This is a genomic window from Parabacteroides sp. ASF519 (assembly GCF_000364265.2).
Lineage (GTDB): Bacteria > Bacteroidota > Bacteroidia > Bacteroidales > Tannerellaceae > Parabacteroides > Parabacteroides goldsteinii.
The window spans coordinates 5,116,269-5,134,585 of record NZ_AQFV02000006.1 but is presented as its reverse complement, the minus strand read 5'-3'; the positions used below and the strand labels follow the sequence as shown (position 1 = coordinate 5,134,585).

12 protein-coding genes and 1 pseudogene are annotated in these 18,317 nt (G+C 45.7%); 5 read left to right on the top strand and 8 right to left on the bottom strand.

The features are described from left to right. Window positions 1-104: 104 nt before the first annotated feature. From C825_RS20600 to C825_RS20585, 4 genes are all read right to left on the bottom strand, one after another. Window positions 105-857 (bottom strand): DNA-binding domain-containing protein, encoded by a 753-nt coding sequence (locus C825_RS20600; RefSeq protein WP_010799988.1) that lies wholly within the window; start codon window positions 855-857, stop codon window positions 105-107. A gap of 232 nt (window positions 858-1,089) precedes the next feature. Continuing rightward, a complete protein-coding gene (locus C825_RS20595) occupies window positions 1,090-2,709 on the bottom strand; it encodes a PD-(D/E)XK nuclease domain-containing ATP-binding protein (RefSeq protein ID WP_010799987.1) in 1,620 nt (539 codons plus the stop codon). A 140-nt stretch (window positions 2,710-2,849) separates the two neighbouring features. Beyond that, window positions 2,850-3,362, bottom strand: coding sequence for a DUF4833 domain-containing protein (locus C825_RS20590; protein WP_007652654.1), 513 nt, complete (start codon window positions 3,360-3,362; stop codon window positions 2,850-2,852). A gap of 3 nt (window positions 3,363-3,365) precedes the next feature. After that, on the bottom strand, window positions 3,366-3,833 hold the full coding sequence (locus C825_RS20585) for a WbuC family cupin fold metalloprotein (protein ID WP_007652655.1): 468 nt from the start codon (window positions 3,831-3,833) through the stop codon (window positions 3,366-3,368). Window positions 3,834-3,934: 101 nt separating this feature from the next. On the opposite strand from C825_RS20585, the gene C825_RS20580 reads away from it, so the two are divergent. After that, window positions 3,935-6,667, top strand: coding sequence for a hybrid sensor histidine kinase/response regulator transcription factor (locus tag C825_RS20580; protein WP_010799986.1), 2,733 nt, complete (start codon window positions 3,935-3,937; stop codon window positions 6,665-6,667). Between the two features lie 172 nt (window positions 6,668-6,839). Further along, window positions 6,840-7,718, top strand: coding sequence for a carbohydrate kinase family protein (locus C825_RS20575; RefSeq protein WP_007652657.1), 879 nt, complete (start codon window positions 6,840-6,842; stop codon window positions 7,716-7,718). A 234-nt stretch (window positions 7,719-7,952) separates the two neighbouring features. Here C825_RS20575 and C825_RS20570 read toward each other — a convergent pair whose 3' ends face one another. Then, window positions 7,953-8,444, bottom strand: a complete 492-nt coding sequence (locus C825_RS20570; protein ID WP_007652658.1) for an SPOR domain-containing protein — start codon at window positions 8,442-8,444, stop codon at window positions 7,953-7,955. An 85-nt stretch (window positions 8,445-8,529) separates the two neighbouring features. Here C825_RS20570 and dpp5 point away from each other — a divergent pair, with 85 nt between their 5' ends. Continuing rightward, the gene (gene dpp5, locus C825_RS20565) at window positions 8,530-10,635 is read left to right on the top strand and encodes a dipeptidyl-peptidase Dpp5 (RefSeq protein ID WP_173012335.1); all 2,106 of its coding nucleotides are present in this window, start codon (window positions 8,530-8,532) and stop codon (window positions 10,633-10,635) included. Between the two features lie 83 nt (window positions 10,636-10,718). On the opposite strand, the gene C825_RS20560 is transcribed toward dpp5, so the two are convergent. The 3 genes from C825_RS20560 to C825_RS20550 all read right to left on the bottom strand — a co-directional run bounded on the left by C825_RS20560 (window position 10,719) and on the right by C825_RS20550 (window position 13,705). Beyond that, window positions 10,719-12,053: an MATE family efflux transporter gene (locus C825_RS20560; RefSeq protein WP_010799984.1), complete on the bottom strand. Its 1,335-nt coding sequence runs from the start codon at window positions 12,051-12,053 to the stop codon at window positions 10,719-10,721. 202 nt (window positions 12,054-12,255) lie between these two features. Next, entirely contained in the window at window positions 12,256-13,014 is a 759-nt protein-coding gene (locus tag C825_RS20555) for a peptidylprolyl isomerase (RefSeq protein WP_010799983.1), read from the bottom strand. Window positions 13,015-13,033: 19 nt separating this feature from the next. Continuing rightward, window positions 13,034-13,705 carry a peptidylprolyl isomerase gene (locus C825_RS20550; RefSeq protein ID WP_007652665.1) on the bottom strand — a complete coding sequence of 224 codons (672 nt, stop codon included), beginning with the start codon at window positions 13,703-13,705 and terminating at the stop codon, window positions 13,034-13,036. Window positions 13,706-13,831: 126 nt separating this feature from the next. On the opposite strand from C825_RS20550, the gene C825_RS20545 reads away from it, so the two are divergent. Then, window positions 13,832-15,115 carry a DcaP family trimeric outer membrane transporter gene (locus C825_RS20545; RefSeq protein WP_007652667.1) on the top strand — a complete coding sequence of 428 codons (1,284 nt, stop codon included), beginning with the start codon at window positions 13,832-13,834 and terminating at the stop codon, window positions 15,113-15,115. Window positions 15,116-15,211: 96 nt separating this feature from the next. Continuing rightward, window positions 15,212-18,315, top strand: a pseudogene (locus C825_RS20540) (SusC/RagA family TonB-linked outer membrane protein). Window positions 18,316-18,317: the final 2 nt, after the last annotated feature.

The window sequence follows — 18,317 nt, the reverse complement described above, 5'->3', positions numbered from 1 at the left end:
ATCGACAGGCCATCCCGCCCGCGATTGACACCTTATTCCGGTCGCGATCAACACTCCATCCCGCCCGGAATAGAGTGTTGATTCTTTGGCTTGGACCGTCTTTGTTATTCTATCTCAGGACGATCGCCACCATCACCACCCGATTTACCGCCTATCCAAAGGGAAGTGGTGGTACTGCGGGGAGCTTTTAAAGTGGTGCCTGTAGAATATTGTGTAGTTACTGTTAGCGTATATTCGCCATTGGCAAGTCCGGGAGGGACCAGAAGCATCAGTTCCGACGGTTTGTTGGAAGCAATCATGTCGTCATCGAGCTTTGTAACGACTCCTTCGCTGTTGGTCAGCGATACGCCTACTGCTGCATCGCTGCCAACTATCTTTAGCATGGCACCGCGCACGATCAGGTTACGTCCGGATGTAGCCGTACCGTCTTTGAGTCCGGTCTTGCGGTCCTCTGTTTCAAGAATGTACATCACATTTGATTTCGTACCCAGGATGCTGACTGACGTTTGAGCAATTTCTTCGCGCAGTCCTTTGTCTTGTGTGACAGAGACATAAATAGAGTTTTTCTCCTTATTCCATACGCCACCTTCCACGACACCGAGGAATTTTGCTACGGCACGGAAGAGCCCGGTGTTCACGCTGTATCCGCTTAGGATAAGGCGGGCAACAACGCGGTTGTAGAGTGAAACAGAGTGTCGAAGTGTTTCGATACGCAGTCCGGTGTCTTCCTTTAACATCTCGTCGATGATGTCGTCGAAGTCTGCTTTACCTGCCGATTCAAGTTGTAAGATCTTGTCATTCAGATCATCTGTGGTCACCGTATTGTCGATGAGCCAGCCTTTTAATACGTTTTGCATAGGCTTGAATTGATATTAGTTCTTGTAGAACTATGGCAATTCAAGGCTTTGAAAATTAAGTAAAAAGTAATATAGGACTGATTATAGTATTGTTTTAGGTTTTTTATTAAATTACATTTTACCCCATGTAAATTCGGTTATTATCATTATCTTTGTCAGCATTATTAACCTAGTTCTACAAGAACTGATCTATCGTAGTCATACTCCCCCTTAAATTATGTGAATATTCTTTTTATCTTATTTCTTTACTCTCTCCGTCACCTTTGCCCCTGTCTCGATTGCCGTTAACTGCCGGATCGACTGTTTCTACCAGCCATTTCTCGATATTACGAGTCTTAGAGCTGAAGTTGACGCCTATTTTGTAGAGTGTGCGTGTCGTATCGGCTTCAAAGGGGCGTGCGTAATGTTTCTCATTGATCTGTCGAAGAGCTTCTTCGGCCGTGCTGTCGAACTTAAACTCCATCACATAGGTGTATTTATCCGTTTGCAACACCAGGTCTACGCGGCCTTCACTGGTATGATATTCCGCTTTGACGTAGAAGCCCACCAGCTTAAAGACGATAAAGAGTATGTTCTGATAATGAAGCTCCAGATCGCGCACCAGCTTATAAGGCGTATCGGCCATCAGAGAGGAAAGACGGCGGAAGAAGGCGTCGACTTGGCCTGTTTCCACTTCGTTTACAAACTTTTGTATCTGGAAGGGCGAGTCTACTTTATCAGCATTTGCATAGAAGGGCATCAAATACTTGAGAAATCCCTCTTCCACCTCCCGGTTGGGAAAGCCCAGGCGATACATTCCAAAACGAGGGTCGTACCCCTTGATGGTAAGGTATCCGCTCTGATAGATCACGGGGATAGGGTTGGTCGACTCCGAGTCGATGCTGTTCAGTATGTCTGCATTTGTTTCTTCGTGTGCCATACGGTATAGATCGTAATTATGGCGTTTGAGTAGTTCTACCAGGTAGGAGGGGGTTCCCGTCTCGAACCAGTAGCTGCCGAACTTCATCTTCAGGAAGGTGTTTAACAGACTGAAAGGGTTGTAGATACCGATTGAGTTTTCCACGAAGTGGTAGCCGTCATAGCATGCTTTCAACTCGCGGCAGACATCCTCGTAAGACATCCGCTGCGCATCGGCCAGTTCGTGAAGCTCATCCTCAAAGTTGGTATGTATTTCCTTTTCGGTGATGCCACAGAGCTCGACATAAAGGTCGTCCATCGAGATATCATTCAGGTTGTTCAGGTCGCTGAATACGCTTACTTTACCAAATTTGGTGACTCCTGTCAGCAATGCGAATTTGATGTAGCCGTCCATGGATTTGAGTACGCCGTAGAAAGGCTTCAGCGTAGTACGAAAAGCCTTTTGCAGTTCTACGTCGCCGATAGCCTGAAGCATCGGCTTGTCGTACTCGTCAACAAGGATGGCAACACGTTCACCGCTTTTTTCGCAGGCACGGCGGATAATTCCGGCAAACCGTAGGGAGAAAGAGGTTTCCGAAGGGCGGGTTCCATAAAGTTCCTCCCACTGTACCAATGTGTCGTTGAGAATTTTATCTAGACTCTCCGGTGTGTTATACTTCTCTATATTCAGATCAAGATGTAGCACGGGCCGTTTCACCCAATCTTTTTCAAGCTGTTCGATGGCCAGACCTTCAAACAGTTCTTTCTTCCCTTCAAAGTAAGCTTGAAGGGTGGAGATCATCAGACTCTTACCGAAGCGGCGCGGGCGACTGAGGAAGTAGTAACTGCCTGTTTTTACCAGCCGGTATAGCAGCGCTGTCTTATCTACGTAGAAGTAACCGTCTTTGCGAAGCTTCTCAAAATTCTGAATACCAATAGGATATAATTTACTCATGATACTTGTCTTTTATTAAAACGGAACCATCCGAACGCAAATATACCTTTTTATCGGCTGATGCCAAACATACAGCGAAGGTTTTCTGTGTCCGGATGTTTCATTTCTTCGTCGCGTTCGTCATGTTGTTTTGAATATCGTTATTTACTGACTCTCTCCGTCACCTTTGCCCCTGTCTCGATTGCCGTTCCCTGCAATTCCACGTATTCAACGCCTAACGGATTATTGGGCTTGCCTTTTACGTAGAGTGATTCGAGTATGGCCGGTTGGTTGTCGATCGTTGTCATGCAGACATATCTGGAATCTCTTTTGCAGATTGTCAGCTTCTTGCCGGAGTAGGCGGTCAGGGTCACTTCGCTGGTGTCGTTGCCTTCCGAAACCAGTTTATAGCCGTAAGCCATCTTACGCTGAAAATAGCTTAGCTCGTTGGTTTCTCCCACTCGTTCTTCCCGGTTTACCCAGTAGATGTTTAGGGGGACTTTCGTATTCAGTTTGCCGTTCTCCAGATTCACATCGTAACATACCAGATTTTTGTTAAGGCTTCGGGCGATATGGAAAAGCCGTTCGGCAGTCGGGTAGGTACTGTCATCCGGATTGGAGGCATGCATCACTGTAATGAGTGAAAGGAACAGGGTTAAATAAATCGTTTTCATCGCTTATAAGTTGGAAGTAAGATAAGTTAAATATTCGTCGATTCCTTTTTCATCATCCGGTTCCGGACTCCACGGAGCCATATTCTCCGGATGTAAAGGCGCGAAAGGCCCCGGTTTTACTTCATAAATAACTGTTCCCGATTCCAATACGAGCAGGCTATGCCAGATGCCGGGTTTGATTTCTGCGCCATACGATCCGGCAAGCGGGTCGAGCAGAAGTTTCTCTGTGATATTTCCGTCATTATCAAAAATAAATAGCATGGCTTTCCCACGGAGCAGCAGGAAAATTTCGTCTTTATCCGGATTCAGATGGCGGTGAGGGCGGATATAAGTATCCGGCTCCATGGCATTCAGCAGGCGGTTTACAGGATCGTCCAGTTGTTCGTGGAAGTTGTAATTCATACGTAAGCGAGGTGACTGTTTGGCACGCTCGCTGGTCTCGTCGAGTAGTTGTTTATTTATTATTTTCATGTTATGCAACAATTATTTGAGGGACGAATGTACAAAATAAATTTTGTCTGTTATGCCGATAATCCGTACTTTTGTACGAAACCCTGAAAATCGGCTACTTCATGAAACTCATTATATACCGCTTTTGTCTGTTGATATGTATCTTGTCTCTAACAATTTCCTGTAAACGGGAAGGAGAAAAGAAATTTGTTGTGGGCGTTTCCCATAGTTCTATCAATGATAGCTGGCGGAAAGCGATGGTGCTGGATATGCAGGTAAAAGCTTCTGAGTATCCTGGACTGACTCTGCAAATAAAAGATGCCGGTGAAGACAATGACACTCAGATCAAACAGATACGTGAGTTTATCAAACAACGGGTAGACCTGGTCATTATATCTGCCAACGAATCGGAACCTGTCACAACCGCAGCCGTAGAGGCTTTCCGGGCGGGGATTCCTACTATTATAATAGATCGGAAGATTTATTCGGAAGAATATACGACTTTTATCGGTGCGGACAATTATGAGATTGGCCGTGCAGCCGGATTGTTTATCAATTCATTGCTGAAGAAAAGGAAGACAACGATTGTCGAAGTGTGGGGGCGCGAAGGTTCTTCTTCTGCCCGCGACAGGCATAACGGTTTTAGTGATGCTCTTATCCATAATGATAATGTGATTCTGAAAACTGTGTACGGGCGTTGGCATGCGAAAGAAACAAAAGAAAATATAGCAACACTTGGTCTCTTTGATGATATTGATATCGTGTATGCTCATAATGATGTGATGGCATTGGCTGCGCGGGAGGCTATTATGGAGATAGATTCGCTGGCGGTAAAAAGGATAAAGTTTATCGGCATAGATGCTTTGCCGGGTAAGGGTAAAGGGATCGAAGCGGTAAGTAACGGTCATCTGACTGCCTCGTTCGTTTATCCAACCGGAGGAACTACTGCGATAAAGGTTGCCTGGCAGATACTGAACGGGCAGCCTGTTTCCAAACAATACGCATTGACATCGGCCCTGATTGACAAAGATAATGCAGGTACTTTATATTTGCAGACCGAACAGTTGGCTGATTATCAGGAACAGATCGAGAAACAGCGGAATAATCTGGAAGAGATGCTTTCGGAATATCGTTTTTTACAAAATTCAGTCGGTTTGATCCTATTGTTGCTGGGAGTAGTGGGCCTACTGGCTCTTTATGTAATACATATCTTCCGCAAGGTACAGCGTAAGAACCATGAACTGAAGCGAACTAATATACAGGTGGAACAGCAACGCGAAGAACTGGCTGTTGCCAACCGGAAGATCGAACAGGCTACTACCCGCAAATTACAGTTCTTCACAAATGTATCCCATGAGATCAAAACACCGCTAACACTGATACTCGGGCCGTTGAATAAGCTATCGAAAGAATTGCCTCCCGATTCTCCGCTTGCCGACGACATACATATCATAAAGAAGAATGCCGACCGCCTGAAACGTGTTGTCAGCCAGCTGCTCGACTTCCGTAAGGTAGAAAGTAACAAGATGGATATGCGGGTGACGGAAATAGATCTGGTTACCTTTATCGAAGATGTCAGTTCCTATTTTGATAATATGGCACAGAGCAAACAGATACAATACTCGTTTCAACATGATGTCTCTTCCGTAATGTTGTGGGTGGATACGGATAAGATGGAAAAGATACTGGCCAATCTGTTGTCGAATGCCTTTAAGTTTACACCCGACGGAGGGACTGTTACAATCCGTTTGCAGGATCATGCGGGATATGTTATCCTTTCGGTAGAAGATAACGGGAAGGGAATTCAGCCGCAGAACCTGTCTTCCGTTTTCGATCAGTTTTTTACCGCCGACCATCTTACCGGAACGGGGATTGGTCTGCATCTGACTCATGAGTTTGTCGGTATGCATAAAGGAAGTATCCGTGTGGAAAGTGAACCGGGGAAACGTACCGTCTTTTTTGTCGAGTTGCCCAAAGGAAAATCTCACTTTGATGAATCCTGTGTGTTTGCCCCTTCCGTAACAGAATTGTCGAGCGGCGTAGCCAATCTGGATACCCGTGAAATGGATGAGATTGTGAACCGTACCTACGATTATACGATCCTGATTGTTGAAGACGATCCGGATATTAATGCGTATCTGCAAAAAGAACTGAAACCGAATTTCCGTATCCTGACAGCAGAGAATGGTTTGGTAGCCGTGGATATACTGGCAAAAGAAAATGTGTCGCTGGTAATCAGTGACGTGATGATGCCCGAAATGAATGGTTATGAATTGTGTAAGCGGATTAAATCAGATATTGTTTTCAGCCATATACCGGTTATATTGCTCACCGCCCTTTCCGATGATAAACAGCGAATGTATGGTATTGCCAGCGGTGCCGATGAGTTTATCCAGAAACCGTTTAATATTGAAGAAGTAAAACTCCGGATCGTCCGTCTGCTGGAAGAACGTGCCCGGCTGAGGAATGCATTCGCCCAGGAACTTCAATCACCTGCCGCTTCCGGATTGAAAACGGATAAGGCGGAAAGTATGGACGAATTGTTTATGCGTAAGTTCATGGCATTGATCGAGGAATCTTATCCTGATTCAAACTTCAGTATCGAAAAAGCGAGCGAAATGCTTGGCCTGTCGCGTGTGCATCTCTACCGGAAAGTAAAAGAACTGACAGGTGTGACGCCTACCGATTTCCTCCGTAACTACCGTTTGAAGCAAGCCGCTGCCTTGTTGCGTCAGAAAGACTGTAATGTCAATGAGGCTGCTTATGCAACCGGTTTCAGTTCCCCTCCTTATTTCTCCAAATGCTTTAAAGCGGTGTATAATATTACACCAACCGAATATCAGGAGAAAGGATAACACTCGTTACATTTATGTAACGATACTATAAGCCTGTTGAAAATAAACCTTTTATGTAACGAATGTTATTCTTTTTGTAGCATCCGTTATCGTCTGCTTCTGTTCCGTTCCTTAGTTTTGCATCATCAAACATAAGGAACAAAAATCTCGTATTACAAAGAATTACTATATCATGGAACAGATGAAGCAACAAAATAAAAAACCGGTAGTGGTCGGTATTGGCGAACTTCTTTGGGATTTGCTTCCCACAGGTAAGACGGCAGGCGGCGCACCGATTAATTTTGTTTACCATGCTTCCCGTTTGGGAGCCGAAGGGTATGCTATCAGTGCCATTGGTGATGATGATAACGGAAGGGATATATTGAGCGAACTGGATAAGTACAAAATTCAGTATTTAATAGAAAAGTTACCGTATCCTACAGGAACGGTACATGTGGATATAGAGGATGACGGTATTCCCCATTACACAATAACGGAACGTGTAGCCTGGGATCATATGTCGCCTACCTCTGATGCGGTAGACCTGGCAGAACGTGCGGATGCTATCTGCTTCGGTGCTTTGGGACAGCGTTGTCAACAATCCCGTGAAACGATTCAGGCTATTCTTTCGTTTGCTCCCGATTCGGCGTACCGGTTGTTTGATATTAACCTGCGGCAACATTATTATAATAAGGTATTGATTGAAGAATCTTTGTACCTGGCGAACGTGCTGAAAATGAATGATGATGAAATGTCGGAGCTGAAAAACCTGTTTGGTTTGAAAGGAACCGAAGAAGAGGTGGCTAACTGGTTTATGGAGAACTATAACCTGCGAATGGTTGTTCTGACGGCGGGTGCTGATTACAGTACGGTTTACACCCCCGACGAAGTATCTACCTTAGCTACTCCAAAAGTGGATGTAGTGGATACGGTAGGAGCAGGAGATGCTTTTTCGGCAGCCTTGGTGATGTCGTTATTGAAAGGGCAGACATTGAGAGAAGCCCACGAATGTGCTGTAAAAATATCGGCTTTTGTTTGTTCCCATAAAGGAGCATGGCCGGTTTACGAATAAGAAATAGAAGATACTTATATATGTATAGGTTAATTGTTTAAGGCAAAAAGATGGTTAGTTTTAGGTTTTTAATTTAGGTTGGTTAAAAGGTCCGGTATTACCGGGCCTTTTATGTTTTTAAAAACGTTTGTACTGAAGGGATAACTCCAAACGCACGAAAAGGGATTATCCCGAAGGATATCCCTTTCCATGTATCGATAATAATGTTTGCCTGTTTTACTTGCAGACGCCTTATTAGTATTGTCTTTCCAGCAACCAAGCATCCTGGAAATCAGGTGCATATTTAGCTTTGATAGCATCGCGGCTGTCGGCTGCATCAGCTTTATCATCGAAGCTGGCAACGATTACACGCAGCATACCTTGTTCGTTTTCACCTAATACCGCATTGTAGCCTGCATTCTGCATACGCTCTTTCAAAGAGTAAGCATTTGTCTTGTTCTTGAAGCTACCGATAACTACACTGTAACGTTTCAGACGGCTGGCGTCTTCACCCTGTGCAGCGCTGATTCTTTCCGAGCGAGTCGTTGCTGTAGATGTTCTGGGTTTGGAAACCGGGGCAACCTCTTCAACAATCTCTTCTTCTTGTTCTACTACCTCAACAGGAGCTGTAGACTCTTTTTCTTTGGCTTGTTCGTAAGCAGCCTTATAAGCACTCTGTTTAGGTTTACATGAGCCGAATGCTAATACCATACTTATAGCGGCTCCAAATAACCAAATCTTATTCATACTGTTCAGTTCTTAAATTACTTGTGCAAAGATATAAATTATATTTACTAATTTCGCACACAGAATATAATATATTATAATGTACATGAATAAATCTATTGCAACAATGGTTATGGCAACATCCGTATTACTAGGTGCTTGTAATCAGGAAGCTAAGAAAGCAGAAGACACAAAGCCAGTTATCGGACGTTCGGAAATCAAGATTGCCGATGGCCGGATGACGCCCGAGGCGCTTTGGGCCATGGGACGTATCGGCGGCATGAATGTTTCGCCCGACGGACAGAAAGTAGTTTACACGGTAGCTTACTACAGTGTTCCTCTCAACAGCAGCAACCGTGAAGTGTTCGTCATGAACGCCGATGGTTCTGATAACAAACAGATTACCCACACTTCATTTTCTGAAAATGAAGCAACCTGGATTAAAGGGGGCACAAAGATTGCTTTCCTTTCCGGCGAAAGCGGAAGCAGCCAGCTTTGGGAAATGAATCCGGACGGAACCGGACGGAAACAGTTATCCAATTATGACGGCGATATCGAAGGCTTCGCTTTCTCTCCGGATGAAAAGAAGGTCCTGTTTATTTCGCAGGTAAAGACGGTTCCGAGCACAAAAGACAAGTATCCGGATTTGGATAAAGCCAGCGGTATCATTGTGACGGATTTGATGTATAAGCATTGGGATGAATGGGTAACGACAGCTCCCCATCCGTTTATTGCTGATTTTGATGGAAATAAGGTCGGCAGTCCGATTGATGTGCTGGAAGGTGAACCGTACGAATCACCGATGAAACCTTTCGGTGGTATCGAGCAGCTAGCCTGGAATACGACCTCCGATAAGATTGCATACACTTCCCGTAAGAAGACCGGTAAGGAATATGCTCTTTCCACTAATTCGGATATTTATGTATATGACCTGAATACCAAGCAGACTGTAAATATCAGCGAAGGTATTATGGGATACGATACCAATCCGCAGTATTCGCCTGACGGTAAATATATTGCCTGGCAGAGTATGGAACGCGACGGGTATGAATCGGATCAGAATCGCCTGATGGTTATGAACCTGGAGACGGGTGAAAAGACATTTGTCAGCAAGGACTTCGATTCAAATGTAGACGGTTTCTGTTGGAGTGCCGATGCCCGTACGCTTTATTTTACGGGAGTATGGCATGGTGAGTCGCAGGTATATAAGATTGAACTGGACAACGGCAATAAACTGACTCAGCTTACTTCCGGTACCTATGATTACGATTCAGTGAACTTGCTGGGAGAAAACAAGTTGATTGTTAAGCGCCACTCTATGAGCATGGGCGATGAAATCTATTCTATCGACCTGGCTGATAATAATAAGGTAGCTCAGCTGACTACCGAAAACAAGCAGATTTACGACCAGCTGACCATGGGTAAGGTAGAAGGACGCTGGATGAAGACAACCGATGGTAAGCAGATGCTGGCCTGGGTAATTTATCCGCCTGACTTCGATCCGAACAAGAAATATCCGACTTTGCTGTTCTGCGAAGGTGGCCCGCAAAGTCCGGTCAGCCAGTTCTGGTCTTATCGTTGGAACTTTCAGATTATGGCGGCTAACGATTATATCATTGTCGCTCCGAACCGTCGCGGTCTTCCGGGCTTCGGCATGGAATGGAACGAACAGATCAGCGGTGATTACGGTGGTCAGTGTATGAAAGACTATTTCACGGCTATTGATGAAATGGCGAAAGAACCGTATGTGGATAACGATCGTCTGGGTTGCGTCGGAGCCAGCTTCGGAGGTTTCTCCGTTTACTGGTTAGCCGGTCATCATGACAAACGTTTCAAAGCATTCATTGCCCATGACGGTATCTTCAATATGGAAATGCAGTATTTGGAAACGGAAGAAATGTGGTTTGCCAACTGGGATATGGGCGGCGCTTACTGGGAAAAGAACAATCCGGTGGCACAACGCACATTTGCCAACTCTCCGCATTTATTCGTAGACAAATGGGATACGCCAATCTTGTGTATCCACGGAGAAAAAGACTATCGTATCCTTGCCGGTCAGGGAATGGCAGCCTTCAATGCAGCCGTGCTACGCGGTGTTCCTGCCGAATTGTTAATCTATCCGGATGAAAACCACTGGGTATTGAAACCGCAGAACGGCGTGCTCTGGCAGCGCACATTCTTTGAATGGCTCGATCAGTGGGTGAAGAAATAAGAATCGCTTTTATATAGCAAAAGGGGAGTTCCGGCAGTCGGGTTCCCCTTTTTTGTAATATCTGAATAATAAATCTTATCCGGCTATCTTATCGTCAGTTTATCGAACCGCCTCCAAAGCAATACGCCTAACGTTGTCAGGCTTATCGGGAATCCGCACCAAATCCCGATGGCTCCCCAATCGAAGATAAATCCGCAGACATAACCGATTGGCAGTGCCAGTCCGAAATGGCAGGCAAATGCGCAGTAAGCCATATATTTCACATCGGCTATCCCTCGTAGTGCATTGGCAAATAAGATTTGTAATCCGTCGCCGAACTGATACAACACGACTGACCAGGATAGGAGGGCTACCATAGCTACGACCTCATGTTCGGGAGTAAATAAGTATCCCATATTCTTATGGAACAGTATAATAAAGAATACGAATAATACAGCCACTCCCATAATCAGATGTAGTCCGGCAAAAGAAGCCTGACGGATATTCAGCCAGTCACTGTATCCTTTGAATACACTTACGCGAATTGTAACGGCGGCAGCTATCCCGTAATAGACCATGAATCCGAGTGTCGTGATTACGCCTAACACCTGATGGGCGGCCAGTGCGGTGCTCCCTATCCATCCCATCATAATAACACTCAGACTGAACGAACCCGTTTCAACCCCCATTAACAATCCCACCGGAAAGCCTAAACGTATCAGGTTGGAGAGGTTCAGGCGGTTAACGACTCCATTTTTGAATCCGGTCAGGAATTCTTTATATTTTTCCCTCCGGGCAAATAAAACACAGAAAACAATAAATGTAAGGATACGACTGACAAGTGTGGAGATACCTGCCCCGGTCAGTCCCATCTCCGGAACGCCGCATTTTCCATAGATAAGAAAATAGTTCCCTATAATATTCAACACGTTCGCCCCGAGCATGATCCACATCGGAGTAACCGTATCGGTCGTACCGTCGCTGAACTGCTTAAACGAATTGAACAGCATGGCGAATATCACCGAGAAAAGCTGTAAGATATAGTAGGGAACGATATATGGCATCAACTCTTCCGGCTGTTTTAAAATATCGATGTTCAACAGGAGCAGGAGCATCAAAGTACTTAACAATACCCCGACGATGAAGTTGATAAAAAGACTGTTCTTCAATGTCTCTCCGGCTTTGTGATATTCCTTGTTGGCATGCAAACCGCCGATAATAGGAGTGAGGCCGTATGAGAAACCCATCCCGAAGATAAAAGCCAGGTTAAAGAAGTTATTGACAAAAGAAGCGGCGGCCAGTTCGGCTGTACTGTGATGTCCCACCATGATGTTGTCGGCAAAACCGACAATAATAATGCCCAGCTGCCCCAACATGATCGGGACACCCAGACGGATTGTTTCTTTATAATGTTCTTTGTAAGCAGAGAGTTGTATCATTGCATTCTTTTAGTCGGTTCATCAGCATAAAAGAGTGGTAAGTATCTGATGAGTTTTCAGAAAGAGGTAGGTCTAATTTAATTTAGAGGTAGGTCTAAATTGAATTACACGTACCTCTAAATTGATTTAGACCTACCTCTAAATATAAAAACATTGGATATTCTCCGGAAAGATGTTGTGTATTTTCCGGAAAAGGATCGTATTAAATTATTTCCACTGATTCGATAACCACATTTTCCAATGGACGGTCCTGGCGGTTGGTCTTTACGTTCTGGATGGCGTCCACTACGTCCAGTCCTTCTACCACTTCGCCGTATACCGTATATTCGTTATCCAGAAAAGGAACACCGCCGATTGTTTTGTATGCCTCGCGCTGTTCCGGAGTCAGCTTGGCCTCCTCTTTGCGCTTTTCAGCTTCCAGTTCTGTTTTTCCGACCAGGGTATCACGGATGATGGCCAGTTCGGCTTTGTCACCACTTTGGTAAGCTGCTTTGATCTTCGCAGCATTCTCTTTTTGCAGACGGGCGAAAATAGACTGTTTCAGGCGGCCTTCTTTCTGCTTTTCCATCTGGGCCAGTTCGCTGTCGGAATAAACTTTTCCGGTTACGATATAGAACTGGGAAGCGGAAGATTCTCTTTCCGGATTCACTTCATCGCTAGTACGGGCTGCTGAGAGTGCTCCTTTTTTGTGGAAATATTTCGGATAAACGAACTCGGCAGGGACCGTATATCCCAGGTCGCCGGCACCCAGTTGTTTGCTCATCGGAGCATCTTTAGAGGTGACATCACCACCCTGGATCATGAAATCCTTGATGACACGGTGGAAAAGCAGGCCGTTGTAAGTGCCTTCCTTTACCAGTTTGATAAAGTTGTCGCGATGTTGCGGTGTTTCGTTGTATAATTTTAGTTTGATGTTACCCAGGTTGGTCTTCATCAGAACCTGTGTTTCGTTTGTTTCCATTTTTCGTTTCGTTTAATGATTATTTATCGACAATCGTCATTGTCTTGATCTTTATATTCTTTAACGGCCTGTCGTCCTCATTTGTTTCGACAAACTGGATTTTATCGACAACTTTCATGCCTTTTATTACTTCGCCGAAGATGGTGTAGGTCCCGTCCAGGTGGGGAGCGCCCCCTTCAAGCATATAGGCTTCCCGTTGTTCGGGAGTAAAGGTTTTATTATCTTTTTCCTCCATCTTGTCCAGTTCCATTTCCGTATAGAATTTTCCGGTAACGATGTAGAACTGTGTACCCGATGAGGCGCGTTCCGGATTCTCGTCGTCGCTGGTACGGGCGGCACAGAGCATACCGCGTTTGTGGAAATATTTCGGATAGACGATCTCTGCCGGGATGGTGTAACCCGGGTCGCCGTCCCCCAGATGCTGTTCGATAGGTGCATCTTTCGAGTTGATGTCTCCGCCTTGTACCATGAATTGTTTGATGACACGGTGGAACAGGAGGCCGTCGTAGCGCTTCTCTTTCACATTTTTGATAAAATTATCCCTGTGCTGGGGCGTGTCGTTAAATAACTTCACTTTGATCTTTCCCATGTCGGTATCGATCTGAACAAGGGTCTCAACTTCCTGCGCTTGCAAATGAAGGGATGACAATAATCCGATTAGGAGTAAACCTATAGCAAACAGCTTTTTCATCTTCGTTTTATTTTGTTATTAAGGCAACAAAAATAGTTACTTTTAGTCGTTAACGCAACCTTTTAACACAACCTTTTCATGCAATGCTTGTTCCTTACTGGTAAAACGTCTAAACAAAACACATTTATGAAAGCATTTGTTAAAGGAGCAGCTTTGTTGCTCGGGGTCGGACTGTTATCCACCCATGCCCAGGCTCAGAAAGTGATCATTAAGGATGAGGAGCCGAATTCAATCCTGTTTATATCCCGTGATAAGGCGGGTGATGAAATTATCCGGATACTGAACGAAACCCAGAATCAGCGTTTCCATGAACCGGGCATTCCCCGTTTCCTGCTGACCGACCGTAAGGGGCGTTTCGCTCTCGGTATCGGAGGATACGTGAAGGCAACAGCCGAATATGATTTTGGCGGAATCTCCAAAGATATTGATTTCTATCCCGCACTGATCCCCAACAAAGGTGCGTCGCATGTCAGAAACCAGTTCCAGATGGATGCAACAACCAGCACGGTCTTCCTTAAACTGGTGGGACACACCAAACATCTGGGCGACTTCGTTGTCTATACGGCCGGTAATTTCCGTGGAAACGGTAAGGGCTTTGAACTGAGAAATGCGTATGCTTCCTTGCTGGGATTCACACTCGGATATGACTATGGTTCGTTTATGGACCTGGCGGCTATTCCTCCGACGATCGACTTTGCCGGTCCGAACGGGATGGCGATTTATCATGCTACCCAGTTCCGTTACGAACGTTCGTTCGGGAAAGGATGGAAAGCCGGTGTCGGTGTGGAAATGCCGGTGGTGGACGGACTGACCAATGATAACCTGAGTATCGGTTCGCAACGCATGCCGAACTTCCCCGCCTATCTGCAATATGGCTGGAACTCTAAGAGCCATCTGCGTGCCGCCGCTATCGTCAGAAGTATGACATATGATAACCTGGTTGCTAATAAAGCCGAATCGGAAACAGGCTGGGGCGTGTTGCTCTCCACCACATTCAACCTTTGCAGCAAAGTACAGGTGTACGGACAAGGTGTTTACGGTCGGGGTATCAGCCAGTACATGAACGACCTGAGTAATCTGAATGTGGATATTGTTCCCGATCCCGACAAAGCCGGACGTATGCAGGTTCTTCCGATGATGGGATGGTATGCCGGCCTGCAATACAATATTACTCCGAATGTGTTTGTTTCGAGTACTTACAGCCAGTCACGTTTATATAGTGAAAACGATTACCCGTCGACTCCTTCCGAACAATACCGCTACGGACAATATCTGGTAGCCAACCTGTTCTGGAATATCACTCCCGACTTGCAGGTCGGTGCCGAATATCTGAGAGGATGGCGCACGGACTTTAATGATCAGACTCGCCATGCCAATCGTCTGAATCTGGCAGTACAGTATAGTTTCTAGTCGAACGGGTAAAACCGTTAAAAGTCAAAGCGCCTCTTTGTCGTGTTGCTTTTTTGTATACCTTTGTGGCTATTGAGGGATAATTAAAGAGGCAATATGAATTTTCAGATGAGGCAGCTTGCGATTCTATCGCTGCTATTGTTATTATCAATATATGCGAAAGGAGAGAATACTCCGGTTGTATCTGCTCGGGATGCGGCCGGAGCATTCCCTTTTGAAAAGAAAGTTACCGGACGGGTTGTTGATTCCGGCGGTAAGCCGTTAGCGGGAACAAATGTGGTGGAAGAAGGCACGACAAACGGTGTCGTAGCGGATGCGGGAGGTAATTACTCGCTGTCAGTGGGAGAAGAGGCTACATTGATCTTCTCTTTTATCGGTTATAAAACCAAACATATTCCTGTCCGCGAACAGCAATATCTGGAAGTCGTGTTGGAAGAAGATGTATTGTTTCTGGAGAATGTTGTCGTAACCGCCCTGGGTATAAAAAGAAAAGAAGCCTCGCTGACCTATTCCGTCGAACAGGTTGATGGCGAGGAACTGAACCGGGTGAAAGACCCGAATATGATTAATACGCTTGCCGGAAAAGTAGCGGGGGTACAAATAAACAAGGCTGCTTCCGGCCTGGGCAGTTCTTCTAAAGTCCTGATGCGTGGCATCCGCTCGGTGGTAGGTAACAACCAGCCTTTGTATGTCATAGACGGTGTCCCTATTCTTAATTCTGCCAATGAACAGGCTTTTTCCGCTATTGGCGGTACTGCCGATGCCGGAAACCGTGATGGCGGTGACGGTATCTCTAATCTGAATCCCGAAGACGTTGAAAGTATCAGTATCCTGAAAGGCTCACCGGCAGCCGCCTTGTATGGCAGCCAGGCGGCTAATGGTGTTATCCTGATTACAACGAAGAAAGGCAATCCGGATATCCGTAAGATATCCTTTTCAACCAGCCTGATGTTTGATAAAGCCTTTTGCCTGCCGGAGTTCCAGAACGAATACGGAGTGTCCGACAACGTGGAAAGCTGGGGAAAGAAAGCCGACTTGCCGGTATATGATAATGCGGGCGGATTCTTCAAGACTGGTCTGACCTCTATCTCTTCTTTTTCCGTAAGTGCAGGTAACAAGAAATACCAGACTTATTTCTCCTATGCCAATACAACGGGAAAAGGTATCATCGAACATAACAGCCTGTCAAAACATAATATATCTCTCAGAGAGACGGCTTTCCTGTTTGACGACCGTCTGAAGCTGGACGGAAGTGCTTCATTCCTGCGGCAAACAACGAAGAACCGCAATCCCAGCGGTGGCTTCTATATGAATTCGCTGGTGGGACTTTATCGTTTCCCGCGAGGTGTGGATATATCCGAATACAAGGAGAACTATGAAGTATGGAACCCGTCCCGGAACCTTAACGAACAGAACTGGCATTCCGATACCCAGGATTTTGAACAGAACCCGTATTGGGTCACAAACCGTATCCGGAGCAAAGATTCCCGTACCCGTACGATCCTGTCGCTGAATGCCGAACTCAAAGTGACGGACTGGTTTAAGATACAGGCACGCGGCAGTCTCGACTATCTGTCGGATAAGGTGCGTCAGATGTTTTATGCCTCCACAGCCCCGGCTTTGTCCGGTCAGAACGGCAGGTATATCGAGGCGGATTATCAGGAAACACTTTTGTACGGGGATATTATCGGTTCCTTTGAAAAGAAATTCGGACAGTTTTCCCTGAACGGTGTGATAGGAGCGAGCATCAACGACAAACTGGTGAACTCCTTGCGTTATGATTCGAAAACGGCATCATTGAAATATGCCAATGTGTTTAATGTGGCGAATATCATTATGGACGGTTCAGCTTATATCGACCAGCAGATCGATGCCCACCGTCAGTTGCAGTCGCTGTTTGCTACTGCGCAGGTCGGTTACAAGGACATTTTCTTCCTAGACCTGACAGCCCGGAACGACTGGTCGAGTACGCTGGCCTTTACTCCGAATGAAAAGAAAGGCTTTTTCTATCCGTCGGTAGGCGGGGCCTGGGTGATGAGCAAGATGTTCCGGTTGCCGGATTTTATTTCGTTTGGCAAGCTGAGAGCCGTATGGAGCAAGGTCGGTAACGACATACCTTTATATATAACAAACCCAGTTTCGCATGTGGGAGCCGGTGGCGAAATAGAATATGCCGATTCCGCCCCGTTCGAAAATATGAAACCCGAAATGACAACTTCGGGGAGTTGGGTACGGAATGGCGTTTCCTGAACGACCGTATCAGTTTTAGCGGGACGTATTATAAGACGAATACCCGTAACCAGTTCTTCAAACTCCCCGCCAAGTCGGGAGACAAATATGCTTATCGTTATGTCAATGCAGGAGATATCCAAAATATCGGTTGGGAGGTCAGTGTTTCCGCATTGCCGGTTGTCGGTAAAGATTTCGAATGGAAATCGTCGCTGAACTATTCGACCAATAAAAATAAAGTAGTCAGGCTGCATGAAGAATTGCCAGTCTTTATTTATGGTCCGAGAGGCTTCTCTTCCAGTTATGCAATGAAGCTGGTGGAGGGCGGTTCTTTCGGGGATATCTATGGGAAAGCATTTCGCCGTGATGAGAACGGGCATATCCTTTATGAAACGGAAGGTGGCAAAAAAGGTCTGCCCCAGGTGGAAGGCGAAGGAAACCTGATTAAAGTAGGAAATGCAAATCCCAAATTCACAATGGGCTGGAATAATACGTTTACTTACAGGAACCTGTCTCTTTCATTTCTGATAGACAGCCGTTTTGGTGGTGAAGTCTTGTCGCAGACGCAGGCCGATATGGATATGTTCGGCGTGACTCAGATTACGGCTGATGCCCGTAATGCCGGCTTTGTCATGCTGGAAGGAAACAGGATAGAAGATGTAAAAAGCTTTTATAAAAATGTAGTGGGAGGACGTGCGGGAGTAACCGAATATTATATGTACGATGCGACCAATATCCGTCTGCGTGAATGTTCGCTCGGCTATGCCTTGCCCGGGAAATGGTTGGAGGCGACGAAAGCTATCAGGCAGGTTCACCTGGCTTTCACTGCCCGTAATCTCTTTTTCCTTTATAAGAAAGCCCCTTTCGACCCTGATTTGATTCTTTCAACGGGAAATGATAATCAGGGAATAGAGGTCTACGGTATGCCGACCACCAGAAGTTTTGGTTTCAGTATAAAATGTGATTTTTAATT